Origin of the sequence: Candidatus Nanosynbacter sp. TM7-074 (assembly GCF_041006295.1) — a bacterium.
Lineage (GTDB): Bacteria > Patescibacteriota > Saccharimonadia > Saccharimonadales > Saccharimonadaceae > Nanosynbacter.
Window position 1 is genome coordinate 294500 of the sequence record NZ_CP158487.1, and the last position, 25744, is coordinate 320243.

A 25744-nucleotide genomic window follows, 5' to 3' on the forward strand; every position below is an offset into this window, starting at 1 on the left:
AGCGCGGTTTCTGTATCTGTATAGTCTATATATTCTCTTGCGGTTGGATCACTATAAAGCATTCTATTAATATACCAAATATTTTACATTTTGTCAATGTTCTGTATTCTTAATTTACTTTTCTATCAAGTATCACCAAATGCTCAATGTGCGGCGTCCTCGGGAAGAAATTGTAGCCTTGATGATGCATGATTTCGTATTTTTCCTGAAGTAGACTGACGTCTCGTGCCTGAGTGGCTGGATTGCAGCTCAGGTAAGCAATTCGTGGCGGCGTAGTTTCCAATAGTCTCCGAACGACATCTGCGTGCAGCCCAGCGCGCGGCGGGTCAACAATTACGATCTGCTCGCCTGTTATATATTCCAGAGATTTTTCGCTTGGCGCTAAAATTGCTTTGGCGTTTACTCGGTTTAATTTGGTGATATTTCTTTGCATTTCCGAAACGGCATGTTCGTTGATTTCGACCAGTGTAATATCATCGCCGCCAATTGTCAGCCCAATTGTACCAACTCCAGAATAAAGGTCGAGGGTTGGTAAATTATTCTCATGGTCTATCCAAGCACGCATATCGCTTAGGGCCTTCTCGTAAATCGGAATATTGACTTGGAAAAATCCTTCACAGGTATAATTAAAGGTGACGCCCAAAATTGTGTCGGCTAGTGTTGTGTCGCCAAATTTATTCAGGCGCTCAGTGACTCGACTATCTGGGCTTTTTGGGTCAGAATAGATTATCTCGCCGCCTTTGGCTGACAGTTGGGCTGCCTCTTCTTTGGAAATGAGGTCTGTAAGTCGGTCTTTTACGTACAATTGCCAGACGGCGTTTCCTTGTTGGTCTGTGCGGATCAAGAGGGTTTTTAATTGGCGGGCGGTAACTGGTTTGGTTCGGAGGAGGTTGCGGATTTCAATTGCCAATTTGTTGATTTTTGGATGAGCCAGACTAGTCCCTTCGACAACGACTTTACCCTTGCTACCTCGCTTGAAAAATGCCAAATCTAAAGTTTCTCTCGTGCCGTCATCTGTCTTATCGCCAAACCAGCTAAACTCGACCTTATTACGATAGTTAAATTCTACGCCGTCAGTAAATACGTCAATTTTCTCTGGTAATGTAACGCCATGAAGTCGGAAAGCTTCTTCGATTAAATTCGCTTTATATGTCTGTTCGCTGGAGAGCGGCATGATTTGCCAAGGGCTAGTACTGAGATAGCTATTCTCGTCTCGCGGCATAATTCGCTCTGGACTTTTTTCAAGAACTTCTGTCACCACGCCTTCGACGAAGTGCGATTTTTTCTTAGTTATACGAAGCTTCACCAATTCGCCAGGTAGCCCGCCCCAAACGAACGCCTTGCGTCCATCATTCAGAGCGCCAAGCGTCTGGCCGCCACCAACGATTTTCTCTAGTCTTAAAGTCTCAAAAATTTGTTTTCCCATTAGAGTGTATTATACCAGGACTTGTGGATTTTTTCTGGCCAGCGTGTTATAATCATCATGGTCCTGGCTATATTGGGACGTCGCCAAGTGGTAAGGCACTGGGTTTTGGTCCCAGCATTCGCAGGTTCGAATCCTGCCGTCCCAGCCAAATTTGAACAGGTGTAAATTATCGCTCTTTTGGGCGATTTTTTGTTTTTAAGCAATCAAGCCATTTTTATCTAGTAAATTCATAAAATCGTCAATAAACAAATTAGTTCTCTCGACAATTTCTTTTTCTCCGAATTTTTTATAAACGTTGCTTATATTCTTGAGCTCAAGATTTTCTGTTCCGCCTATGCGCTGTCCTCTACTGTTGTCAAAACCCTGGTAGTATTTAATTTTATCTTCGAATCTATAGTCGGATGCGCGAATATTAACTCGTTTTTCTAAAAGAGATTTATTGCCAAGGAGGTCAATTTGCCGATCGCTCACTAATCCTTTTTCGTTCTCCTGTCGCTTTCGGGGATAGATATGCTCAATGTCAAACTGCTGAGAGAGTTTTGGTAATGGCTGTTTTTCATCGAGCATCATACGAAGCGCCAGCATGGACTTGGTGATTGGTCTGCCGTTCTTGAAATCATAAATAAGAATCGTACTGCGTGTCTGTTCTTTGTCAAATTTGAAGTCTGAGAATGTAACTTCATTTAGATTAACTATATTCAGCATCTCAGCAAAAATAGGCGTTCTTAATGCGTTTACGCCTGGGTGTATTATTGCGTATCCCAATATGAATGCAATTGTGCGACCGAGAAACATCTTAAAATCTTTATCATCCAATTTTCCGTCTTCGGTGCGATTTGCTAAATAGTAAACAGATATGAAATAATTCCACATACTATTTGGCGCGTAGTTTAATATGAACAGCTTCTTTAAAACATCCAAACTGAAACGTTCAGAATTTTGATCGGTAATATCTTCCCAGAATTGAGCAAGATCTTTAAGATTTTCAAAAGTGTCATCTTGTTTAAGTACGGAATATTTATCGCGCTCATAAAATTTTCTGAGCGATTCGGTCGTGGTGGACTTATTGTTGTCTCGCTTGGCGCGAATGAAATACATGTATCTCGTAAATAAATCGTCCATTGGCGTGCCAGTGATTGGGTGAAAGATTTTTTCACATGTTTCCTCGAGTTTTTTCCAATCTTTAATAAACTCATCTCTGTCGTCTTCACTTTTCTGTTTGTAATATTGATAGAATTGAGCTTTAAAAATATCGGAATCTGAAAGTGGGAGACCTCTATCGTTCAACGTTGAGAATATGCGAAGAGCGGTATCTTGAGATTCGGCTTCGATTGGCATAAGAATGCAGTTATTTAAGATGCGAGCAGGAAGTTTTTCGGCAAATTTCGGAAAATCATTGATGAAATCGTCAACTTTTTTAAGGAAGAACCGGAAGTTGTTGGCGTAGCGACTAGTCTGGCTGCTGGTTACATTGCCAGTTTTTAGAATTGATAAGAACTCGTCTTTGTCTTTGTCTGTGGCGACAACAGAGTCTATTTTTAGGTGCTCCTTATCTGGTTTTCCCATTTCGTTTGTTTTCCATATACAGCTGGCAATACGCTCGGAAAAGTCTTTTGAATCTTGATCTTGCATTTTCGTGAAGCGGTCATAAAAAGCTCGGAGAAGAAGCATAAATGTGGTCAGACGTTGCTGGCCATCAATTACTTCTTGCTGCTTCTTGTCGTTTTCAAAAGTCACAATTGAACCAAGAAAATATTCATCGCTTGTGTCGAATTTTGTAGCATCATTATCTGGTATCGCGAAAGAAAATATATCATCCCAGAGAGTTTGGCAGCTATCCTCGCCCCATGCATATGGACGCTGGTAATCTGGTATTATGTAGTCCGCTTTCCTATCCGATAAAAGCTCATAGATGCTTTTCTGGTCTACGTTTAATTTTGACATAATATCCCCCGTTTATTTTTGTCGCTAAATTTGTGAATATTCTTAGTGTAATTATAGCATGCCGCAGCATCGGCTTATTGCTTTATATTTCTAATAGTATTTTATTCCGTTTCTGAAATTTAATATAAAAACAAAAAATCGCCCAAAAGAGCGATATCCCATACATGTTCAAATTTGGCTCACTTTTACGAGTTTGCTCGAACCTATTTCCAGACTATGACACAGCATTGAAAGATAAATCAGGGCAAAGCCCTGCTCGGCTGGTTGCTTGCACCCCGACCCGCCGAAGGTCGCTGCTGAGATTTTAGTGATTTCCATTTAAATATTGCACTTAATAAATAGCGTTGCCCCTATAGTAATACTTATGTTATTGCAGTATAGTAAAACCATGAGCAAACTCCACCTACACATCGCTAACGCCAACCAAACTTTCACCGATGCCGAAATTGCCATATTCAAAAATACAGCGCAACAAGCCGAGACTTTTGTTTCGAGCGAGTTCGCGCAGTTTGATTACGAAGTTGATGTAATTATCACTACACCTTCGTTTATGCTGCCAACTATCGCCGAGGACGGAATCGCTGGTAAAACGCTTCATTCGCGCTTGATTATGATTTCTGTTGATAAAAGCCAGCACGGGGTTAGCGAGGATTTTATTTTTGAAACGATTTGCCACGAAATGTCGCATTCGCTGCGTTGGGAAAAACTGCCTGAATATGCCGAAACTATGTTTGATGGGATGATTTTGGAGGGCTTGGCGGTCGCGCTAGAAGAGGAAGTGATGATTAAACTCGGACGGCGAAACCAACAATTTTTCTTGAGAGAAATGCAGAAAACTTCTCAAGCTGAAATTGACAAGATAATTGCCGCACTACAAGGCAATTTTGAAGACAAGGTTTACGATTATACCAAAATATTTTTCACCGGCGATGATATTTTGCCGCGCTGGGCGGGGTATAAACTTGGGTATTGCTTTGTGAAGCAATACCTACATCAAACTAGTCAGACTATCGCACAGGCGACTTTGGCAAGTTACAAGGATTTTATCCTATAAATTTACAAACTCGTCAATAAATAGATCGGGTTCTTCTAAATTAGCCTATTACCTTATGTAAAAAGTCCCCACTCGTTAGTGAGGACTAAACTGTCGTGGTGGACAATTGAGATTAACTAATTTTGACGACTTGTAGCTGCTTAGTCGTCAAGCCATTTTTCCAGGAAACAGTTTCGGATTTCTTGTGATTTAGCAAGCTTTTTCCCAGCGGACTATCCACGGAAATTCGCCCGTCCAGAGGGTTGGCTTCTAGGCTGTGAACCAGTGTATAACGGAAGATTTTTCCCTGCTGATCCATCAAATCCACGACCGAGCCGATAGCAATTTTTAGGCGATCGCGCTTCCTTGGTAGTGGCTTGGCGTGACGCAAAATATCTTTTTTCGTAAAGATTTTTGATTGGATATTTTCTAGTTGCGTAATGACGTCGTTACGATGAAGCTTGTCGTCGCGTGACTTGGCGCGTCCGATTTCCTTTAGCTCTACCATAAGTGCCTTTTCTGAAATCTCTAGTCCAGAAATTTCTTTTTGTAATTCCTTAAAGCCTTTTTTACTTAAAAATGTTGTACTCATACTTCCCCTTTCAGACCGGCAATCCAACCAATCAATAATCCCATTACAACATCCGATTCTGAAAATTAGCTGAAAATCTAAACAATTGGCAAAGAAATGGTAAAAACTGTTGAGCCTTTTATGGTGGTAACAGAGATTTGTCCGCCTAAAGCTCTGGTCAATTGTTCCGCCAGCGGCAGCCCCAACCCATAGCCTTTCGTCCGCTGGTTGCCGCGGAAAAATTGCTCAAACACGTGCGGCAGATTCTGCTGGGAAATCGCGCCATCATTACGGAAGCGAACGATGATATTCTGCCTTGAAGGTAAAATGCTGATCTTTATTGGTGAATTTTTCGGACTGTGTTTTAGTGAATTATCGAGTAAAATTGCGAATAATTCTCGCGTTGCGGTGTGGTGCAAATAAATATTAACGCGCTCTGGACAGTTTACTTCAACACGATCCGCTGCCCTTCTTTCACCAATCAGCTCTGATATTAATTCCGCCAAGTCGAAGCTTTTATCTTCCAGCGCCAGCCTGTTCTCTGTCCGCGACAGTTCCAAGAGCATGGCGGTCAACTCGGTCAATTTGTTAATTTCCTCCAAATTGCTTTCCAGCGTTTCTGTTAGTTCCGTTCGCGGCGTCTTCGGGTTTTTCAGCGCCAGTTCGGTCTCTGCTTTCATAATTGCCAGCGGCGTGCGCAGCTGATGGCTGGCGTTGGAGACGAACCGCGACTGGGCTTTATGCGTCGCCTCAATCGGCCGCAGCGTAATCCTCGCTAATAAATACGAGCAAGCGCCGCCCGCCAGCAGCACGATGAAATTGATATAGCCCAAGCTAATCAGCAGATTGCGCGTCGAAATATCCATTCGTTCCGACAAGTCAATGCTAGGAAAATCGTTGCCGCGCTGAATGATAATTTTATGGATTTGTGCGTCAACTTCCGAGCGCGCCACTTGAAAAATAATGCTGCTAAACAGCAGGCTGACGAGCATTAAAATCAGTAAATACCAGCCCGCCAATTTGATAGTTGCCGAGGTAAAAATTTTCATGCTTCAATCCGGTAACCGAAGCCGCGGACGGTTTTTATCAATTGTTTTTTGAACGGCTTATCGATTTTTTGGCGCAAGTTTTTTATGTACGCTTCGACATTGTTCGGTAAAATATCGGCATCAAAATCCCAAACATGGTCGATTAGCGTTTCCTTGCTGAGAATCTGGTTCGGGTGCTGCATTAAATATTCCAGCAGCGCGTATTCTTTACTGGTCAAGTCGATAGTTTTTCCAGCGCGCATCACGGTTTGCTGCTGCTTATCAATCGTCAAATCGGCAATTTTTAGAACATCTGGCTGCTGAATTGGCGGCCGGCGCAGTAAGGCTCGGACTCGCGCCAGCAGCTCGTCGATAGCGAACGGCTTAACCAAGTAATCATCCGCACCCGTGTCCAGCCCGAAGGTTTTATCCTCGGTAGTGCCCAGGGCTGTGAGGAATAAAATCGGCATGTTTTTACCGTTTTTACGCAAATTTTTAACAATTTCCGCGCCCTCCATGCCCGGCAGCATTCGATCGACAATCAGTAAATCGTACGGCTGGCTGTCCGCCAAATTAAAGCCCTCTTCCCCGTCGTGCACGGCGTCAACAGCGTACGTCTCGCGCTTGAGCGCCTTGGCGATGGCTCGGGTGATTTTTCGTTCGTCTTCGATAACTAGCAGCCGCATATATTAACTATTATACGCCATTTGGCAGCTCGGGCGGGATGGTGCTATAATTTTCTTCAAAGAAAAGGAGAGTACATGCCGGATAGGAAAAAAATTGTTGAAATTCGTCATTTTAAGATGAAATTTGGCGATAAAACAGTTATTAAAGATTTGAGCTTTGACGTTTTCCAGGGCGAAGTGTTTGGCTTTCTCGGTAGCAATGGTTCGGGGAAAACCACGACGCTCAGGGCGCTGCTGGGGCTATACGAGCCGACGGCGGGCGAGCTGCTGATTGACGGTAAGCCGTATGCGGTGGATAGTCAGATTAACCTTGGTTATTTGCCGGAAGAGCGCGGGCTGTATAAAAAGGAAAAAGTGCTGGATGTGATGATTTATTTCGGCCAGCTGAAAGGCCTAAGCCGCGACGAGGCGAAGGAGTTTTCTCTGAATTTTCTGAAGCGCGTTGATTTGACTGATAAAGCTGGTATGCGACTGGATAAGCTTTCCGGCGGGCAACAGCAAAAAATTCAGCTGGGTGTAACAATTATGGGCGACCCAGAATTGCTGATTATGGATGAGCCGACCAAGGGTTTTGATCCGGTGAATCGTCGGTTGTTGATGAATATTATTGAAGAGCAGCGAAAAGCTGGCACGACAATTATTTACGTCACGCATCAAATGGAAGAGGTCGAGCAATTGTGCGATCGACTGATTTTATTAAAGGACGGTCAAGCAGCGGCGTACGGCACGCTGGCAGAGGTGAAAAAGCAGTTCGGTGGTGCTTCAATGGACGATATTTTTGTCAAAGTGTATGGTGGCGAAGATAAGGAGTTAGGTGATGAGTAAAATGCATAATTTAGGTACGGTCTTCAAATTTGAGACGATCCGAGCTTTGAAAAAGCCAACTTTTTGGCTGATGGCATTGGGGTTTCCTCTGATGATAGCGGTGCTTTACGGTATCATGTTCTGGTCGCAGAATACGACAATTCAGGCCTCAAAAGAATTGGATAAACAAGAATTTTCATTAGAAATTACCGACGATTCAAAGTTAATATCTTCAGAGCTACTCGCAGCAGTTAAGGCTAAGCCAGCTCAATCAAAAGAATCTGGCATTAATGACGTAAAAAATAACAAAGTAGATGCTTATATCTATTTTCCAAAAGACATAAGCCAGCAAAAAGTTGAAGTTTACGGTAAAGATGTCGGTCTGTTCCAGAACGGTAAATATGGTGCAGTGGCGCAGAGCCTGCTGAGTAAATCGGTAACTAATAACATTAGTCCAGCAGAAGTCACTATTCTTCAAAACAAAGTCCAATTATCATCAACTACTTATCTTGATGGTAAGGAGCATGGCGGCATTAATGAAATGATAGCGCCAGGACTATTCCTAGTGATTTTGTTCATGCTGATTAGCTTCTTTGGCAATCAAATGCTAACCAGTACTACTGAAGAAAAAGAAAATCGCACAGTAGAGATGTTGCTGACGACGGTTAAAACCGACACGTTAATTACAGGAAAAATATTATCACTGATGGTGCTGGCTTTGATTCAGATATCGATAGTTGTTTTGCCTGTCGTGGCGGGATACCTGGCGTTTGGGTCAAAGCTACAATTGCCGAATATGGATTTGAGCGTACTTGTATTTGATCCTGTGAGGATTAGCTTGGCGATAGTAATTTTCTCAGCCAGCTTCATGCTGTTTACGGGTATGCTGGTTACTTTGGGTGCAATGATGCCGACCGCTAAGGAGGCGAGCCAATGGTTTGGCTTGGTGATGATGCTATTTGTTGGACCACTTTATGGTATTACAGTTTTTGTATCGTTCCCTGACTCGTTCTTTGTTAAGTTCCTATCGCTATTTCCGTTTACTGCGCCAATTCCATTATTGTTAAGAAATGCAGTCGGCAATTTGCCAGTCTGGGAAGCATTGCTGGGCGCGACAATTTTGGTCGTTACGGCAGTGTTTGTCATGTGGCTATCGGTGCGTGTCTTCCGTTACGGTGCTATGTCGTATGATAATAAATTATCGCTATCAACATTGCGGATGAAAAGGAAAGCTGGTAAGGTTTAGATATGAAAGTACGTATTGAGATAGACACAAAAACGTTCGTGCGGTTTTGGTTAGTGGTAATGGGTTTTGGCCTGGCCGGCCTAGCAATTTACTCCGCAAAGGACGCGCTTATCTTGTTGGGGATTTCCTTATTCTTGGCATTAGCTCTGAATCGTCCCGTGGCGGCGATTGCTAAAAAACTACCAGGTAAAAGTCGATTGGGTGGCACGGCTCTGGCTTATACGACATTGGTGCTTCTATTAGGATGTGTGGCGTGGTTTGTGGTACCGCCAATCGTCCAGCAATCCGCCAAATTTGTTGAAAGTGTACCGAGCTTGATTGACCAAACTGGCTCACAGTGGCATGGCTTTAATGAGTTAATTGATAAAAATGGCTTACGTCCGCAGGTTGACGCGACGTTAAATAACCTGAGGCAGCAGGCTTCGTCTTGGGCTGCTAGCGCTGGTACTAGCTTGATCTCAAGCGTAGGTTCATTGGCGGCGTTTCTGGGGTCGTTATTCTTGGTGCTAGTCCTGTCATTCTTGATGTTGCTGGAGGGACCGATGTGGATGAAGCGCCTATGGGGTCTTTATAACGACCAGGAAAAAATGGAGCGACATAAAAAACTGGTTGGGCGCATGTATAACGTGGTTACGGGCTACGTCTCTGGGCAATTAACAGTTTCTGGAATTGACGCGATACTGTCAGGATTTGTGGTGTTCGTGCTCAGTCTGGCATTTCCGGCTATTGATTCAAACTTGGCAATGTTGACCGTCATGGTTACGTTCGTGTTGACGCTTATCCCAATGTTTGGCGCCACTCTGGCTGGGCTACTGATTTCGCTACTGCTATTCTTCAATAACGTCACCGCTGGCGTGATCTATGCCATATATTTCATCGTCTATCAGCAGATTGAGAACAATTTCATCGCACCGTCAATTCAGTCAAAGAAATTAGAACTATCGGCGCTGATGGTGTTGTCGTCAGTGACAATCGGTCTCTATGTTGGCGGGCTTTTGGGAAGCTTGATTGCCATTCCGACGGCTGGCGTAGTTAGGGTGTTGCTGGAGAATTATTTGGAACAGGCTCGACTAAATCGTATTGAGAGTGAAAAACCGCTGAATAAATTAATGAAGAAATTGAAAAACGAAAGTTAATTAAATCCAGAATGAAAGTATAGCCCGTTGGATTCAGTGGGCTATTTCCATGCCCAAATGCTGCCGCTTGGCGTGTCGCGAATGGTGATACCGGCCGCTAGTAGTTCATCGCGAATGCGGTCAGACTCCTGCCAATCTTTCTCGGTACGGGCGCTGCGTCGCTGGATGATCAATCTTTTCAAATCGTCAGTGATGTCAGGGGTCGATTCCGCCAAATCCAAGCCCAAAACCTCGTCAATAATTTCAATCAATTGCAACAAACCGCCGCGATGGATTTTTTCTAACGGCGCGTGATCTAGTCGTGAAAACGCCTCGTCGATCAGCGCCAACGCCCCTGGCGTATCCAAGTTATCATTCAACTTTTCAACCAGCGCCTGCCGCGCCGCCAACAGCGACACGGTACCTTCCTGCTCATCCTTCTCGTCATCATCATCCAGCGTGTCGTGCGTCTGGTGTCGCAGCGCCGCATAGCCGCGCCAATGATCTAGTCGCGCCTGGGCTGCCTCTAAAATATCCCAGGTGAAATTGCCCTCAGTTTGGTAATGCTTGCTAAGAATCGCTAGCTTGAAGGCCATCGGGCTGAAGCCGCGGGCGGTGATGTCACTGAGAGTGATAATGTTACCTAGCGACTTACTCATCTTGCGGCCGTCGACTTTTATGTGATTATTATGTAGCCAAATTCGAGAAAATTGTTTTCCAGTCAGGCTTTCGCTTTGGGCAATTTCGTTGGTGTGATGCACCGGAATATGGTCGATGCCACCAGTGTGAATGTCGATTGTATAACCCAGCGTCTCTCGAGCAATCGTCGAACACTCCAAATGCCAGCCCGGAAAACCGATGCCCCATGGACTGTTCCACTCCATATCGCGCTTGGCGTTGGTCGGTGAGAATTTCCAGACGGCGAAGTCGGTGATGCTGCGCTTGCCCTCGACGCTGACCCGCGCGCCCGCCTCCAGTCCTGCTATATCTAGCCGCGCCAATTTTCCGTAATCCTTCAAAAGGGACGTATCAAAATACATGCCGTCGCCGTCAATTTTATACAAAAATCCCTTTCCGTCTAGTCCCTTGGCAAAGTCGATTTGCTGCTGGATATAGTCTGTTGCCCGCACTAAATGGTCGGGCCGCACCAGCTTCAACACGTCGTAAGCCTCGCGGTTGGCTATAGAAATATATCTTTCTGCCACGTCCCATGCAGTCTTACCCTCGCGGCGCGCCCCCTTCTCCATCTTGTCCTCGCCATTATCATCATCGCTAGTCAAATGTCCAACGTCGGTGATATTTTGCGTGCGAATCACTGAGATATTTTGCCAGCGCAATAAGCGAACTAGTACATCCCAATAGATATAGCCAACCCAGTTGCCAATGTGCGGCTGCGAATACACCGTCAGCCCGCAGGTGTAGATCTTGACTGCTTCTCTGTCAAGCGCCTTCAATTCGTCTTTTTTTCTAGTGAGCGTGTTATAGAGTTTTATCATTAGTTCTATTGTACGTCACTCTGGTGGCTTTTTCAAAATTGATATAAAAATAACCCCGGATGGGGCTTGATAACAATTTCAAGGAATAGCGACAAGCAGATGAAGATATAAGATTAGATGCCGATTGTGATATCAGTTCGATATCACCGTCTGCTTGTCGCTATTCGTCAGGAAGTACTCGCTTAGAGCCTGTATTCTACTCCCACGACAAACCTAAATTTGCCGCCACTGGTTGTTCCGACACAGGCTTCTTGATAGCCAGTGAAAGAATCAATGAAGCGAGCCCGATCTTCAACTATTGCGTGGATCTTCCACCCGTGTACAAGGGTTTCCTTGTCGGTGTACCGGGGCATGTCGCTGGATCTGTAGATAGTGGCGTCTCCTCTGGGTGTAAAAATGGTTGAGTCTCCGTGTTTGACGACGATTTCCTCGCCAGCGATTATTGCCTCCCCCGTGTTGTCGAAGATGCGGATCGTTCCTCTTGAGATTAGGATCGATTTATCACCCATTTTCAATTGGATGTCCGATCCTTTGACTTTTATGTACGATCCGTCAGGGGTGATGATCACCTCTCCGCTCAACGCGAAGAGGCGATCATCACCTATCTTGATGTCAAGATCTTCTCCGTCTCTGACGTAAAAGCGACCTTCATCGACAGCCTGGATTACACCCCTAGAGCCTTCAATGCTGACAAGATTTCCATCTTTCAGCGTGAATGTTATAGGCTTCTCTTCCTTGGAGGTCATTTTCTTTCCCTTCTCTTTCTCGCAGCGATTGTCGCTATCTTTATTTTTCAATAAAGAACTCCACGCCGCATGACTGGGCGCGAAACGAGATTTCAATTGTCAAATGTTTTAGCTTTTCGACAATTGAAATCCCGCTTCGCGCCTTTGGGCTTTGTCCTATAATCTTACATCTGCTTGTCAAGATACACTTTTGGACAAGGATGTACTCAACTCGTCAACAAAAGCTACTTCTATTTATATCATACTAGTGTAAAAAAGTCAACACTAATCTACTTCTCGCAAAGCTTGATCTGTTGCCGTCACCAATTCCCGCACGGCCTCGTCATAATTCTCGTACACGCGGAAGCCGGCCGCGTACGGATGGCCGCCGCCGCCGAAGTAGCCAGCCACGGTGTCGGCGATCGGTAAGTTGCCGCGCAGGCGGGCGGTCAGTTTGCCGTCGGGATAGGTTTTAATGACGCATGAAAGCGCCACGCCCTCGACCAACCGCAGTTCGTCGCCTATCAGCGCGCCGGGGTTGTAGGCGTCGCTGTACTGTTGAATCTCCTCAAATGGCACGTGCACCAACGCCAATTGTCCGCCCAGTAAATATTCGATTCGCTCAATCAACTTGCCTTTGTACGCCAAAATCTCGGGCGATTTTTTCATAAATTCGCGCCGTCGCTCCTCGATTTCGGCATTGGAGGCGCCGAGTGTAGTCAATTCACCAGCCACATGAAAGGTTGACGCGGTGGTGTTTGGCGTGGTGAGACCCAGGCTGTCAGACATGATGGCGATGAGGAGGTCTTCGGCGGCTTGCTGGTTGATAGTCCAGCCAGCATGGGTGAACAATTGGTACAATAATTCCCCGGTGGCCACCACGGTATCAGAGAGCATGGTGTGTTCAAAACTCAGCGTTGACTCGGCAGTGTGGTGGTCAATAACAAGTATCGGATGTGTTTCCAGAAAATGTCTTACTCCAGGTGTTTCTAGTACCTTACTAAGCAATACGTCGGCGCTAGTGTCAACAATAATGGCGGCGTCAGCCTGTGCTGGAAAATCGCCGACTACCCTGTCCCAGCCGCGGATGTAACGCAGGTATTTGGGGATGTCGACCGGACAATACAGGGTTACGGTTTTACCGAGGTCGCTCAGCACCTCCTCTAGAGCCAGACTAGACCCTAAGCTGTCGCCGTCAGGATTTTCAGCTTGGATAATTACTATATTATTTGCAGATTGGATAAATTGTTTAGCTGTATCGAGCATATATTTATTATAACAAATAGTTTTTTATGTCTTTTGTGGGAATTTTAGGGACTTAATTTATAGTTATATAGAGACGCGTAACAGATACACTAAAAACGTAAACATTTTTATAAATTATTATTGACAAAATATAAAAATTGTGCTAGTATGGGAACATAAAGCCCGAATATTGGGCTGGAAAGAGGAGTTTTTATGAACAAATTTAAGAAAATCGGCATCGCTATTTCTCTGGGAATCGCTTTGTTCGGTGGAATTTGGCTAGCATCGCCTTCACAGGCTGCCGGCTGTAACAAATTTAATGTCGTTTACTGCGGCACCAATTCTATGTCAGAATTGCAATCGGCATATAGCCGTTCGGAGATTAAATCTCTATATAGTCAATGGTATATTACTGAAACCATGATTCAGGGTGGCTCAAACATGCGTGAAGGCGTGGTTGACGCAAGCGGTAATATTACAGTTGACGGTCGAGTTGTGGCTACAAACGCCGTAACCGTACAGTCTAAGGCTGGTACTCTTCAGCCTGCCCCGCAACGTACATATAGCGCGGCTGGTTATACTTACTATCAATACACGACTGGTCAGAGCTTCGTTGATGGTCCTAAGAGCTACCGAATCTATGCATGGTTTGATGACAATGGTAAGTTTATCACCGGCGTTATTAAGGATTGTGGTAACCCAGTTTGGGGTCCACCAACAACACCTCCAGCAAAGCCAGCGTTAACATGTGACGTCTTGCAAGTAGCTGAAGTTTCTCGTGACACGTTTAAGTTTAGTACAAAAGCAACAGCTAAAGACGGCGCAACTATCACCAGCTACACTTACGACTTCGGTGATGGTAATACTCAGACAACTACCTCATCTGAAATCCAACACACTTACGCAAAATCCGGTAACTATAAAGTTACTGTTACGGTAAACGGCAAAGAGACTGGCGAAGTTAAAAGACAGAGTCCAAACTGTGAAAAGACCATTACGGTTAAAGACGAACCTCAAATTCAAGTTTGTGATTTAGCAACAAAGAAGTATCCAGTAACTATTAAAGAGTCTGAATTCAATGAGAAAAAGCACTCAAAGAATCCAAATGACTGTAAAGAGGCTCCTTCTAAGATTAAGGTGTGTGTGATTAAGACTAAAGAAATTCGTGAAATTAAGAAAGAAGAATTCAACGAGTTAAATCATACGACGGATATGAGTAAGTGTCAGGAAACTCCTACCACTCCTACACCTTCTCCAGAGTTGCCAAAGACCGGTGCAGGTGATGTGATTATGCCAGCACTAGGCCTGGGTGGATTGACCGCAGCTACTGTCGCTTACGTTGTTAGCCGCCGCCAAATGTAACAGGCTAAGCTAATAGAAAAATACCCGCCATAATCAGGCGGGTATTTTATTTAGTTTAAGTCGTAAGATTATAGTTTTTTTCGACCTTCTAAGGCGTGCGTTAATGTAATCTGGTCGGCATATTCAAGGTCGACGCCGACTGGGATGCCGCGCGCCAAGCGAGTAATAGTGGTGCCTAATCCAGCTTCCTGGATGTAGCGCTGTAAGAATAAAGCGGTAGACTCACCTTCGACTGAAGCGTTAGTGGCAATAATAATTTCCTGTACGTCGTCGGTTTTTATGCGCTCAATTAGCTCAGGAATATGTAGTTGCTCTGGTCCAATATTATCGATTGGCGAAATCACGCCACCCAGTACATGATAGGTGCCGGTAAATTGTTTTGTTCTTTCTAGAGCAATAATATCTAGTGGCTCTTCAACTACGCAAACAAGCTGTCTATTTCTGCCCTGGTCTGTGTATAGTGGTGAAACGTCGTCGCTAGCATCAATCAGTGCAAATGTTTTTGGGCAAGTTTTTACATAGTTATGTAGTCGATCCAGTGAGTGTGCCAACTGCTTGGCAGATTTAGGATCACGGCGTAAAACCGCGTAAGCGTATCTCTCTGCTGTCCGCGGTCCTACTCCGGGTAAATTACCAAAATCATCAATTAAAGCCGTTAAGGCTTTGGGTAAAATGTCAGTTGACATAATCTTAGAATGGCAAGTTTCCTAGACCACCCATCAATGGTTTCATGGTCTCGGCGGCAACCTCCTGAGCCTTAGCCATGCCGTCACGAACCGCAATTTCAATCCAGTGTTCTAATTCTTCAATATTCTCTAAGTCAACCATTTCTGGGTCAATTTTTACTGACTTGATTTTTAGCTCACCGCTAATTTGCACCACTACCGCACCATCGCCAGCCTCAACTTCAATGATCTCCTTGCCTAATTGCTTCTGTGCTTTACGTAGCTGTTGCAGCATTTTTACTTGATCAAATGCCATATTCCTCCTTATTTAATATGTATAATTATACCTTATTTTTTGTCAGATGTGTAGATGTAGAAGCGGTCCCCGCCCTGGTTGTGTTCGCTGACGATAATTGAAGATAAATGGCTTGAATAGGTTTTTGGTATGGTGGTTTTTGCGGCATGGCTGACGTATAGTGTTTGTCCGACTTTTTCTGGTGCTGTGCGGATAATTGATATTTTATGATAACTATGTTTTTGGAGCGCTTCGTAAATTGGCGATTCTTCTTTGCTGACTAATATAGAGAACGAATCAGTTGGTGCGGTATTTTTCTGTAAGAGAGACAAGTCTTTATTAAAATGTGAAACAGCCTCTGGGAAATAGCGATAACTATCAATGTAGCGGAAACTACCACCCGTTACCATGACGATAATTAAGAGAGATATAAGAACTAATCCTGTGCCGCGAGCGTAAGGGTTGCGCGGGAAAAGCCCGTACCACATGGACATTAGAGACTCTAGGCCGACTGCTAGCAGAATGAATAGCGGAACGATGACAATTGGTGTTAAGCTTGGCTGGAAGATTAGTAGGGCTATTGCTAAAACTAGCCATGACCAAATCATAAATGAGCGGGCGCTGCCAATTTTTTGGAAACTGCGAACCAATCCTAATCCGATCAGAATCATAGCGTTAAAGTCCATGATCGGTGTAATTTGGTTGCCTACGACTGACGGGAAGATGCGAAGATAGGTGTAATATAGGGTTTTAAGATTGGCAAACATATCAAAACTGAGATTATTAATGCCAATGAGACTATGAAATAGCGCGTGAGATTTATAACACAGAAAGCCAATTCCGAGAATTATTGCGAGTAGAATAGTCAACGGTAAAATCCAGGCCCCTCGATGTTTTCTGGAGATAAGAAAGTAGCGTGGGTGTGGGTGGAGAAAGGCGATGATTAGGAGTCCTAAATTGATATACCAAAGATATGGGGTAAAGAGACTGAAAGCCGTGGTGATGGCTAGCCCGATTCTCCAGAGTGAAGCTTTTGGCGCTTTCTGAAGGATGAGCGTCGCAAAAAGTAGTGTTAGGGCGGTATAGAAAATATATAAAACGCCAACGGTTGCGCTCTGTCCTATGAATAGGAATTGACCGGTGCTGATCATGATGAGTAGCGATAATATGGTTGTGGAGGGCTTGAACCAGCGTTTAAGTAGAAAGAATATGGCTATGGAGCTAATAATCGACAGTAGGACGGCTGGGGCTTTAATTGTCAGTAAGCTGACGCCAAATAGCTTGAAAAATGCTAGCTGAAGTAGATGAAACGGTAAGTTGGCTGTGGCAAGTCCTTCTGAGCTAAATTTCAAGTGGTTTGTGGTATTAACCATGTCAATTTCTGCTTGAGACAGTCCGCCCGGTGCGTGTAAAGCTGAAACCGTAACAGCCCCTATGTACAATAATACCAACAGAGTATATCCGAAAGCATAGCGCCATCGGTAAAGAAAAATATCAGTAACTTTTTGCTTTTTCATTGGTATGATTATAGCACAATTCTATTCGTGCTTGCGATCCAGGCTCATGAAGCGGAGGCGTTCTGGGTGGAAGTACAATTGGACTTTTCCGACGGGGCCGTTACGGTGCTTAGCGATGATTAGGTCGGTGATGTTTTGGACTTCCGGGTTGTCTGGTTCGTAATATCCTGGGCGGTAAATAAAGCTGACGATATCGGCGTCCTGCTCGATGGACCCAGATTCACGCAGGTCGGCCAGTTGTGGAATTGGCGGGGTGCGCGATTCGACTGAACGGCTCAACTGACTCAACGCGATCAGTGGCACATTGAGCTCACGGGCAATTAACTTCAAACCGCGGGAAATTTCCGACACTTCCTGGACACGGTTTCCGTTGTGGTTTCCGTTGGCCTGCATCAACTGTAAGTAGTCAACGATGATTAGTCCCAGTTGATTTTCGTGAGCAATTCTGCGGGCCTTAGTACGCATCTCCAGAACCGAAAGTCCCGGCGTATCATCAATGTAAATCGGCGCCTCTGCCATCTCTCCCATGGCTTCAGATAATTTAGCAAAATCATTATCGCTCAAGTTTCCAGTGCGAATATTCCAGCTATCAACACCTGAAGCATCTGCTAGCATGCGGTCAACCAATTGCTCTTTACTCATCTCGAGACTGAAAAACAGCACCGGCTTTTTCTCAATTGTCGCCACATTGTATGCCAAGTTAGTCACCAGTGTGGTCTTACCCATGGCCGGACGAGCCGCCAGGATGATCAAGTCGGACTTCTGCAGTCCAGCTGTCATATTGTCAAGGTCGCGATATCCAGTACGGACGCCCCGTAGAGAACCTTTATTTTTGCTAAGCTCTTCAATTCGGTCAAAACTGTCCGTCAGAATGCTCTCTAGACTGACTAAATCTTGTTTGGTTGATTGGTCGGAAACACTGAATAATTCAGCCTCAGCTTTTTCCAGTAGTTCCTGCGTTGTCGTAGATTCGTCATAGCCAAGTTCAGAAATGTCACCACTCGCCTTGATTAGTCGTCGACGCACCGCAGTTTGCGCTACCATCTCGGCGTAGGCTGAGGCGTGTGCTGCTGTCGGTACGTAGTTTGTCAGTTCTGTTAGGTATGCTGATCCGCCAACCAATTCTAACTCATCTTTACGTTTTAATTCATCTGTTAGTGTTAATAAATCAACTGGCTTATGTTTTTCAAATAAGCGCATCATCCCGGCAAAAATCAGTCCGTGGTTTTTATCATAAAAATCGTGAGCGTGAGTGATCTCCGCAGCGTCCGCCAGGACTTCCTCGTCAATTAAAACAGCTCCAAGTAAGCTCTTCTCTGCGTCTAAATTTTGTGGTGGAATTTTTCCGTTCGCGTTACTTTTATCTGCCATTAAATATCCTCCAGTTTAACCTCTTCACCGCCACCCATCAATTCGGCAATTTTCGCCAGCTTTTTGTCCTCTGGCGGTTTCTTCTCTCCAATTATATCAATTTCTAGCTCCATGCCTGTCTCTTCTGTGATTATCTCCGCAATCAATGGCCGATTTTTGGCGTCGTCCAGTTTCTTTTTGTAAAACGCGGTGCCGGCGTAAATTGTTAATTTTTCTCCATCAAATGCCCACTGGCTTTTTTGCAGTAAAGAAGATAGCCCAAGGGATTTTTCTTTTGCCTTTTCAACTACTTTATCCCAATCCATTTCTAATGGAGTGTCAGTTTTCTTTGGTTTTGCGGCGGACTTCTCTGTATGCTCTATCGTCTTTTCTTTTTTCTCAAGAGGCTTTTCTATTGGTTTAGCTGGAGCAGTCGTCTTGGCCGGTGCTGAAATTGTAGGCTGCTTTTTAACTATGGTTTCGGCGACATTTTTCTTTGGCGTAATTGAGTCTTTGCTAGGCTGAGAATCGCAATTCATAAATATCGTCAATAATTTTAAGTCCGGATGCGGGTGCCGATCAACCTCAATTAACTGCTGGACTAGCTTGATCAGGTTTGGGTTTTGCCGTAGTTTGTTGCGAGCAATTGATAGGAGTTGATGGGAAACGACCACTGAATTGGCACCATTATTTTCTAAATCCCGGAAGACGTTTAAGATTTGCTCATTATTGCCAGTCTGGTATAAATCCAGTAATCCATTAAGTTTTGAAGTGTCGCTCAGACCCAAATATTCAGCGACCATATCACTGGTCAATGGCTGGTCGTGTGTTGCTAAGATTGACAATTGATCGAGCATGCTAATCCCGTCGCGAAACCCGCCGCGTGAGCGCTCGGCGATCAACCGCGCGGCGTCTTCCTCAATGCCGAAGCCCTCTTTTTCGGCAATGTTCATGAGCTGGCGTGCCATAATGTCTGTCGGGATTGGACGGAAGAAAAATTGCTGGACACGGCTGAGAATAGTGGCGGGTAGCTTGTCGGCGTCGGTGGTTGCCAGGATGAATATCACGTGTGCTGGTGGCTCTTCCAATGTTTTTAGCAGTGCGTTGAAGGCGGGCTTGGACAACATGTGGACTTCGTCAATGATGTAGATCTTTTTCGGCGCAGAAACGGGTGCGACTTGCGCTTTCTCGCGTAGGGCGCGGATGTCGTCGACACCGTTGTTGCTGGCGGCGTCAATTTCTATGATATCCAGATGCGAGGCTTCCTCATCATACGGCAACTGATTGATCTCATGCGCTAAAATTCGCGCCACCGATGTTTTTCCCACGCCGCGCGGACCTGTCAGTAAATACGCATGGGCGATTTTTCCCTGTTCCAAGGCTCGGCGCAAAATGTTGGTTACGTGATCTTGCCCCAACACTTCGTCCAAGCTGCGACTGCGGTACTTGCGGTACAGTGCTTGACTCATTCCCTCACATTCCTCATGAGATAATTATAGCAAACTATACCTTGAGGCAGAAGTTAGCAAAAATGATTTCCGATTATTCGAGATCGCATGAACACAATTATTATTGTAATAATGGCGGTAACTATACAGGTTAATAGTAAGGCTCGAGATTCCTTGCCAATCTTTTCTTTCTTAATGATAAATAGCGATGTAGTCAGAACTACTATCCCCAGGATATATGGTAAGTATCGCGCCAGTACTATTGCGGTATTGAATAATATTGTAGTTAAGTTCATTGCGGATCTCCTTTACTGTGTTTTACCCCTACTCTCTATGCTAGCATAGAGAGTAGGGGTCTGGCCTCACGACCAAGGTGTCGAATATGTGAAGTTGTTCTGGTTCACGAACACTGCACGTACTCTGTGGACCGGTGAGTAAATCATCGGTGTGTAGTGCACGGTGGACACTGCTGCGCATACCGTATCAAAGAATATCTGTTGCGTGTATCCAGTATCCTGGACGGCTTTCAGATATCCGTTGCTAGTGCACTTGATCCAGCCCGGGCTATACATGACAATGCGAGCCCAGTTTGTCTTGCAGGTCGGCGACCACCTAACCTGCAAGGAGAACTCCTTGTTGTTGTAGACCTGGGTGGTGACGGCATCGGCGCTGCAGCCCGTTGCGTCTGCGTCCCGCCCCGAGCACCAGTCGCCGTAGCATCCAACGGCGTGGGTGGCGGGCGAGGACAGCGTCATCGCTGAGAACATGAGAACAATAGCAGCGACAAATGTCGCCAGCCGCTTTTTGTTGCTCATCATCAACTCCTCTGGTTGCGAAACGTACACCGAGATGTTCTCCCGGATAAGTGGAATTCTACTCTCTCTCTCTCGAAAAGTCAACCCTATTTTCTAAAATAATATTTTTTTGTGAAAGTAGCATGCTATTGGCAAAGGCCACACGGTTAAATAATGCTTAAAATAGCGTCAATTGCGTGCTGGGCAGTGCCAGTTCAATGTTGCCATCAACCACCCGCGCCTGGTAGCCGATGAACTTCTTAAGATTGTAAGCTAGCAGCTGGTCTTTATGCTCGATGGTTACAATCGAGCCAATAACGCTGCGGACGCGCCCGATAAGTTGATTTTGGTCTTTCATGATTATAGCTCGTGCTAGATCGATATCGTTAGTATGAAAATAATCTTCGCAAGCAATTAGCTCGGATTTTGGAAATAACACACCAATCTTTTGCTCAATTTCAAGTAGTTTTTGCCGCAACTTCTTCTCGCCGTCCGCGCGATTGAAAGGCTGTTTTATAAGCTCGAGTTTCTTATGAATCGGCATGGTCTCAATGATGCCGTCCAGCCTGGCAATTTTCGCCTCATATTGCCGGGCGATCAGCGCCGAAGAAAACGTCTCCAGTTTCAACGCCAAGCGCGCTCCCTGCTCTAGCAACCGACGAATGCCGCGTTCTTCCTGCGAGATACCGACTTTAATGACTCCCGGCGCGAAATATGCCAGATAGACGAAGTGCGGGTTTTGGTTAATCTTTTCCTGCTGCGCCGACACGGAATCGGCGTTATAAAACGCGGGATTAAAACCTGTCCGATCACGGCATTTCAAGCAGTTTTCATATTTGCCATTAACCGTGGCGAAATCTGGACAAATTTGACTGCAATGATTTTCAAAATCCACCCAGCCAGTACAATATTTGGTCGAGAAGTCAAATTCAAGCGATAAATCTTGCCCAAACAATTCCCGCCTCTTAATTTCATCGCCAACCTGACAATCAATAAACGGCTTATTCTCGTTATTAAAACTGACGTAAGCGAGTAAAAAATCGCTCGGCATAAGTTTCCTTTACAGTGCTGCTTCGACAGCTGCCCAGGTAGCGTCAGGATTGTCTTCTGGAATGATGATGGTGACTTGGTCGCCAATATTAATGCGGAAATAAGTGACGCTGGCGAGTAAAATACGATACTCACGACCAGAAGCCTCAACGTAATAGACGCCGTCGTGCTGGACGAGCGTGCCGATAACCTGCTTGCGTGGCACTGGGCCGATTTGTTTATAGATAAAGCTGCCGTCTTCTGCGATGGTCAATTTCATCAAATCACCCTCAACCAGCTTAGACTTCGAGGCATAATTGGCAGGGATTGGGTAATTTTTTCCGTCAGGACTAAGCATCATTTGCCCGTCAAATACACCTTCGATAACTTTTCCAGTTACGTTATCGGACGAGGTCTTTGGTGTGACTACTTGTCCATCGTCACCGATGATGCTGATTAATAGTTCTTTTGCAGCAGCTAAGTTAGTTTCCGCCTCTTGAATAAGTGTCCGAAGACGCTTAATTTGTTTTTCTGGTAATTCAGACATGGTTCTCGCAATTCCTTTGTCTATTTTTATAATACTTAACTAATATATAACACAGCTTTATGTTTGTGACAAGTCGTCGGATCTATTTTTATCCAATTTTCCACAGTGCTATAAGATGTGAATAAAAAAGTGTTGCAAATTTTACCCTTGCAATTGGCGCGCGGTTCATGATATTAGCAAATGGTCACATAAAAATCACCGCCCAAAGCGGACGGTGATCAAACGAAACAAATTGGCGTTATATAACAAATTATGAAAGCTCAACGCTAGCGCCGGCGCCTTCCAAAGTCTTCTTAGCAGCTTCAGCGTCGTCTTTAGAAACTTTTTCTACAACTGGTGCTGGAGCGCCGTCAACGATAGCTTTAGCTTCACCGAGGCCCAAACCGGTGATTTCTTTAACAGCCTTGATGACTGCAACTTTTTGAGCACCTGCGTCCTTCAACGTAACGGTGAACTCAGTTTTTTCGTCAGCGGCAGCAGCGTCACCGCCAGCAGCTGGACCAGCAACAGCGACAGCTGCAGCAGCTGGCTCGATGCCGTATTCTTCTTTCAAGTGTTTTTTCAATTCGTTAACTTCCAGAACTGTCAACTTGGTCAGTTCTTCAGCCAATTTCTTAATATCAGCCATGATATGTCTCCTTACATTATTGATTGATTCTGAGTTTGTAACGTCTTCATAAGTCTCCGTACAGCGATTGCAGCCCGAGCGCATGTGCGCCCGGCGCGAAAAGAGGAGACATTGAAGATGGTATGAACTCAAATAAATGATTGATTGCTAAACTTAAGCCGTAGCTTTGGCTTCGATGCCGTCCAAAAGTCCGTGCAAATTGCCACCCAGCGCACCCACGGTGTCGTGGACTGGTGAGAGCAATTGTGCCACCACTTCGGCGACAAGCTGGTCTTTGCTTGGTAGACCTGCCAACGCTTTGATGTCAGCTTCGTTGATGCTGAGGCCTTCGCCTGAGAAACCACCAGCCAACTGCAGTGCTGGATGCGTCTTTGCAAACGTGTCCAGAACTTTCGCTGGCATGACCTCGTCTTCGGCACTGATAGCGTAGACTAATTGGCCAACTAGGAGGTCAGTGTCAGTTTCTTTGTAGGTGTCGACGCCCTCTAGTGCTACGCGTACCAAGCGGTTTTTAACCACCTTGATGACGACGTTTGCTTCGCGAGCTGCCTTACGAAGTTCTTGCAGATCAGCCACGCTCAGACCCTGGTACCGCGCAAATGCCGTACCCTTGGCGTCTTTTAGAAGCTCTGTTAGTTCAGCAACCAAAGTTTGTTTTTTATCGCGTGAAATTGCCATAAAAATCCTTTCTTTGATTGAGTTAATTTGTTATGTGCCAATTTGTTAACGTGCGGTAATGGAGAATCAAAAAACGTCTTTGATTCTCGCACTACCAAAGACGTCAAATAAAACTGTTAGTTTCATCCCTCGGTGGCATTTTTATACTTGTTTTACGTCAAGTCGCCACTGTCTTTGGTAATGTTCCTTAGAATTGTAGCAGAAATGACAACGAAAAACAAGAGTTACGGTGATTATTTTCCAGCTGATTTTATTACCCTGTTTACTTCACTCTCCCCCATTCTTAGTATTCGCTTACGCTCCCCTTCGGACATTCCGCCCCATACTCCGTGGCTGGCAAATTTTGGATTTTCGAGTGCGTATTTTAGACACTCCGCTAAGACTGGACATTTCCGACACATAGATCTGGCGGCTTCTGCAGCTTCTGTTTTTCTGACTCCCCTTAAGTCTTGGCCTGGGTTATTCGGGTTTTCCTGAAAAAATATGCGATTCGCCTCTTCGGGAGCTAGTCTCGCACATTCGGCGCCGTCCAATAGACTTTCGTTATTCAATTTTGGCATATCTTTATTTTACAATAATATAGCAATAAAATCAAATATATATTAATCTTGGACAAAGAGAAAGCCCGCTCCGTGGTGGAGCGGGCGGGCGAACCTCCTAACTTTTCTCTGTATCTGTTTTTAGTGTCCCCTGTCAAGGGGTGCTAGTCGATTAAACTAACACCCCTCAGCAAGAGGTCAGTCCTTCGAGCGTGCCGCCTGGCGGCGGCACATCCAGAGAGCACCGATTCCGAGAGCCAGAAGTGCGACCGCTCCGGCGATCGCACTCCCGGTAGCACCAGTGACCGCCAGCTTGTGCTGGCGTGCTGGTGCCGGTGTCGCCGACGGCGTGGGCACGGGTGCCGGTGTCGTCGATGGCGTGGGTGCCGGGGTTGGCGTCGGACTCGGTGCCGGGGTTGGACTCGGCTCCGGCTCCGGAGTGGGTTCCGGTGCCGGGGTCGGCGTCGGTACAGGCGTAAACCCGGCGTTGCCGCCGGATTCACGCCTGATGATCTTAGCGCTCACTTCCCAGGACTTATCCTGGGAGGTGATGGACGCTGTATCGCTCCACGGACCTGGATCCGTGGACTCGACAAGAACGTTCAGCTCAAAACGAGCCTTCTCGTTTGTGTTGAGAAGGACGTTGAGAGTCGCCTTGCCGTTGTCGCAACTGACGATTTCGGGTTGTTGGAATTTGGCGTATTGAGGCTGGCCCCAAGGACCAGCCTCAGTATAAATCCCAACCTGTCCAACCATCAGGTTATCACAATCAAATCGCTGACCTGGAGAGGTCAGCACGTCTGTGACGGTAAATTTTTGCCCGTCGTGCTCTGCTGTCGGCAGCACGATTGTTACGTGCTGTCGCTCTCCGTCGACAGACCCCCACTTGGAGGGTCTTACTCCGGGATGTGAGCATCCGTCGCAGGTGCCCACTTTAATGACGGTACGACGGACGATACCGTCAATGTTCCAAGTCAATTCCCGAGTTTCCCCGGGAATCAGCACGCTGCTCATGTGAACCCGCCACCACGCTGACGCGTGGAAGTTCGCCCGTCCGGGCACCTCCACCTCACTGGTCAGCTTGACCGTGACGGTGTGGTCGGAGTGGTAGGTGGCGTATCCGATGGTAACCCCTTCCGGGGTCGTCATCGGAATTGGCGTAAAATCACCATCCGTGCCAAGTTCACTAGGCACGGTGATGACCACAGAGTCTCCTGCGCAGTGATTCTCCTCTAGGGTCAGAGACACCGAAAATTCCACCGCCTCGTAGGCAGTGACCTCGGATGAACCGTCCGAGGTCTTGAAATCGGTCTCAATTTCCCCAGGAGAAATATCCTGGGGAATACAAGAGGTGGCGTTGTCAGTAGCTGCCGCTGTGGCGACAACGCTGGACGAAGACTGAGCTTCGGCGGTGACGCTGGTCGACTGAATCTCGGCTGCTGACTGCGCCTCATCGGCGCGCGTCACTCCTCCGAAGAGGAGCGACACGAGAATCGCGACGAAAGCCGCCGCGATAGGTACCCTCAATGGGGTCTTACGGTGCTGATGCATTTCGCATCCTTTCTCTCGTGAA

At 45.8% G+C, this 25744-nt stretch carries 25 protein-coding genes, 1 tRNA gene and 1 other annotated feature; of the genes, 6 read left to right on the forward strand and 20 right to left on the reverse strand.

Features of this window, described 5'->3' with window-relative positions; translation table 11 throughout:
- Nucleotides 1–109: 109 nt before the first annotated feature.
- Nucleotides 110–1426 carry a class I SAM-dependent RNA methyltransferase gene (locus tag TM074_RS01530; RefSeq protein WP_369000630.1) on the reverse strand — a complete coding sequence of 439 codons (1317 nt, stop codon included), beginning with the start codon at nt 1424–1426 and terminating at the stop codon, nt 110–112.
- A gap of 73 nt (nt 1427–1499) precedes the next feature.
- Here TM074_RS01530 and TM074_RS01535 point away from each other — a divergent pair.
- Nucleotides 1500–1574: transfer RNA gene (locus TM074_RS01535), tRNA-Gln, on the forward strand.
- A 47-nt stretch (nt 1575–1621) separates the two neighbouring features.
- Here the strand turns inward: TM074_RS01535 and TM074_RS01540 are convergent.
- On the reverse strand, nt 1622–3370 hold the full coding sequence (locus TM074_RS01540) for a DUF262 domain-containing protein (protein WP_369000631.1): 1749 nt from the start codon (nt 3368–3370) through the stop codon (nt 1622–1624).
- 388 nt (nt 3371–3758) lie between these two features.
- On the opposite strand from TM074_RS01540, the gene TM074_RS01545 reads away from it, so the two are divergent.
- On the forward strand, nt 3759–4424 hold the full coding sequence (locus TM074_RS01545) for a DUF2268 domain-containing putative Zn-dependent protease (RefSeq protein WP_369000632.1): 666 nt from the start codon (nt 3759–3761) through the stop codon (nt 4422–4424).
- Nucleotides 4425–4536: 112 nt separating this feature from the next.
- Here the strand turns inward: TM074_RS01545 and TM074_RS01550 are convergent, their stop codons facing one another.
- The 3 genes from TM074_RS01550 to rppA form a co-directional block, all read right to left on the reverse strand.
- Nucleotides 4537–4995 carry a GreA/GreB family elongation factor gene (locus tag TM074_RS01550; RefSeq protein ID WP_369000633.1) on the reverse strand — a complete coding sequence of 153 codons (459 nt, stop codon included), beginning with the start codon at nt 4993–4995 and terminating at the stop codon, nt 4537–4539.
- Between the two features lie 77 nt (nt 4996–5072).
- Nucleotides 5073–6023 (reverse strand): sensor histidine kinase, encoded by a 951-nt coding sequence (locus TM074_RS01555; protein ID WP_369000634.1) that lies wholly within the window; start codon nt 6021–6023, stop codon nt 5073–5075.
- Complete coding sequence (rppA, locus tag TM074_RS01560; RefSeq protein WP_369000635.1) at nt 6020–6688, reverse strand: two-component system response regulator RppA; 669 nt, start codon at nt 6686–6688, stop codon at nt 6020–6022. Before rppA ends, TM074_RS01555 begins: the two co-directional genes overlap by 4 nt.
- 75 nt (nt 6689–6763) lie before the next feature.
- On the opposite strand from rppA, the gene TM074_RS01565 reads away from it, so the two are divergent.
- From TM074_RS01565 to TM074_RS01575, 3 genes are read left to right on the forward strand one after another with little or no spacing between them, the layout of a single operon-like run.
- Nucleotides 6764–7513 carry an ABC transporter ATP-binding protein gene (locus TM074_RS01565; RefSeq protein WP_369000636.1) on the forward strand — a complete coding sequence of 250 codons (750 nt, stop codon included), beginning with the start codon at nt 6764–6766 and terminating at the stop codon, nt 7511–7513.
- The gene (locus tag TM074_RS01570; RefSeq protein ID WP_369000637.1) at nt 7506–8738 is read left to right on the forward strand and encodes an ABC transporter permease; all 1233 of its coding nucleotides are present in this window, start codon (nt 7506–7508) and stop codon (nt 8736–8738) included. The genes TM074_RS01565 and TM074_RS01570 overlap by 8 nt, the downstream gene beginning before the upstream one ends.
- 2 nt (nt 8739–8740) lie before the next feature.
- On the forward strand, nt 8741–9874 hold the full coding sequence (locus tag TM074_RS01575; protein WP_369000638.1) for an AI-2E family transporter: 1134 nt from the start codon (nt 8741–8743) through the stop codon (nt 9872–9874).
- Between the two features lie 41 nt (nt 9875–9915).
- Here TM074_RS01575 and cysS read toward each other — a convergent pair whose 3' ends face one another.
- The 3 genes from cysS to TM074_RS01590 all read right to left on the reverse strand — a co-directional run bounded on the left by cysS (nt 9916) and on the right by TM074_RS01590 (nt 13340).
- Nucleotides 9916–11349, reverse strand: a complete 1434-nt coding sequence (cysS, locus tag TM074_RS01580; RefSeq protein ID WP_369000639.1) for a cysteine--tRNA ligase — start codon at nt 11347–11349, stop codon at nt 9916–9918.
- A gap of 182 nt (nt 11350–11531) precedes the next feature.
- Nucleotides 11532–12146: a hypothetical protein gene (locus TM074_RS01585; protein ID WP_369000640.1), complete on the reverse strand. Its 615-nt coding sequence runs from the start codon at nt 12144–12146 to the stop codon at nt 11532–11534.
- 213 nt (nt 12147–12359) lie between these two features.
- Nucleotides 12360–13340, reverse strand: a complete 981-nt coding sequence (locus TM074_RS01590) for a bifunctional oligoribonuclease/PAP phosphatase NrnA (RefSeq protein ID WP_369000641.1) — start codon at nt 13338–13340, stop codon at nt 12360–12362.
- Between the two features lie 192 nt (nt 13341–13532).
- Here TM074_RS01590 and TM074_RS01595 point away from each other — a divergent pair, with 192 nt between their 5' ends.
- Nucleotides 13533–14681, forward strand: coding sequence for a PKD domain-containing protein (locus TM074_RS01595; protein WP_369000642.1), 1149 nt, complete (start codon nt 13533–13535; stop codon nt 14679–14681).
- A 68-nt stretch (nt 14682–14749) separates the two neighbouring features.
- Here the strand turns inward: TM074_RS01595 and recR are convergent, their stop codons facing one another.
- The 12 genes from recR to TM074_RS01655 all read right to left on the reverse strand — a co-directional run bounded on the left by recR (nt 14750) and on the right by TM074_RS01655 (nt 25722).
- Entirely contained in the window at nt 14750–15367 is a 618-nt protein-coding gene (gene recR, locus TM074_RS01600; RefSeq protein WP_369000643.1) for a recombination mediator RecR, read from the reverse strand.
- A gap of 4 nt (nt 15368–15371) precedes the next feature.
- On the reverse strand, nt 15372–15662 hold the full coding sequence (locus tag TM074_RS01605; RefSeq protein ID WP_039327275.1) for a YbaB/EbfC family nucleoid-associated protein: 291 nt from the start codon (nt 15660–15662) through the stop codon (nt 15372–15374).
- A 32-nt stretch (nt 15663–15694) separates the two neighbouring features.
- The gene (locus TM074_RS01610) at nt 15695–17158 is read right to left on the reverse strand and encodes an ArnT family glycosyltransferase (RefSeq protein ID WP_369000644.1); all 1464 of its coding nucleotides are present in this window, start codon (nt 17156–17158) and stop codon (nt 15695–15697) included.
- 21 nt (nt 17159–17179) lie between these two features.
- Nucleotides 17180–18529 (reverse strand): replicative DNA helicase, encoded by a 1350-nt coding sequence (gene dnaB, locus TM074_RS01615; RefSeq protein ID WP_369000645.1) that lies wholly within the window; start codon nt 18527–18529, stop codon nt 17180–17182.
- Complete coding sequence (gene dnaX, locus TM074_RS01620; RefSeq protein WP_369000646.1) at nt 18529–19977, reverse strand: DNA polymerase III subunit gamma/tau; 1449 nt, start codon at nt 19975–19977, stop codon at nt 18529–18531. Before dnaX ends, dnaB begins: the two co-directional genes overlap by 1 nt.
- A gap of 341 nt (nt 19978–20318) precedes the next feature.
- The gene (locus TM074_RS01625; RefSeq protein ID WP_369000647.1) at nt 20319–20774 is read right to left on the reverse strand and encodes a DUF2690 domain-containing protein; all 456 of its coding nucleotides are present in this window, start codon (nt 20772–20774) and stop codon (nt 20319–20321) included.
- 154 nt (nt 20775–20928) lie between these two features.
- Nucleotides 20929–21801, reverse strand: a complete 873-nt coding sequence (locus tag TM074_RS01630) for a DUF2797 domain-containing protein (RefSeq protein ID WP_369000648.1) — start codon at nt 21799–21801, stop codon at nt 20929–20931.
- A gap of 9 nt (nt 21802–21810) precedes the next feature.
- Nucleotides 21811–22326, reverse strand: a complete 516-nt coding sequence (locus TM074_RS01635) for a hypothetical protein (RefSeq protein WP_039327286.1) — start codon at nt 22324–22326, stop codon at nt 21811–21813.
- Between the two features lie 250 nt (nt 22327–22576).
- Entirely contained in the window at nt 22577–22954 is a 378-nt protein-coding gene (gene rplL, locus TM074_RS01640; protein ID WP_369000649.1) for a 50S ribosomal protein L7/L12, read from the reverse strand.
- A gap of 153 nt (nt 22955–23107) precedes the next feature.
- Nucleotides 23108–23632, reverse strand: coding sequence for a 50S ribosomal protein L10 (gene rplJ, locus TM074_RS01645; protein ID WP_369000650.1), 525 nt, complete (start codon nt 23630–23632; stop codon nt 23108–23110).
- 58 nt (nt 23633–23690) lie between these two features.
- Nucleotides 23691–23828 (reverse strand) — a sequence feature (ribosomal protein L10 leader region).
- A gap of 37 nt (nt 23829–23865) precedes the next feature.
- A complete protein-coding gene (locus TM074_RS01650; RefSeq protein ID WP_369000651.1) occupies nt 23866–24192 on the reverse strand; it encodes a WhiB family transcriptional regulator in 327 nt (108 codons plus the stop codon).
- Nucleotides 24193–24369: 177 nt separating this feature from the next.
- Nucleotides 24370–25722 (reverse strand): Ig-like domain-containing protein, encoded by a 1353-nt coding sequence (locus TM074_RS01655; RefSeq protein WP_369000652.1) that lies wholly within the window; start codon nt 25720–25722, stop codon nt 24370–24372.
- Between the last annotated feature and the right edge of the window lie 22 nt (nt 25723–25744).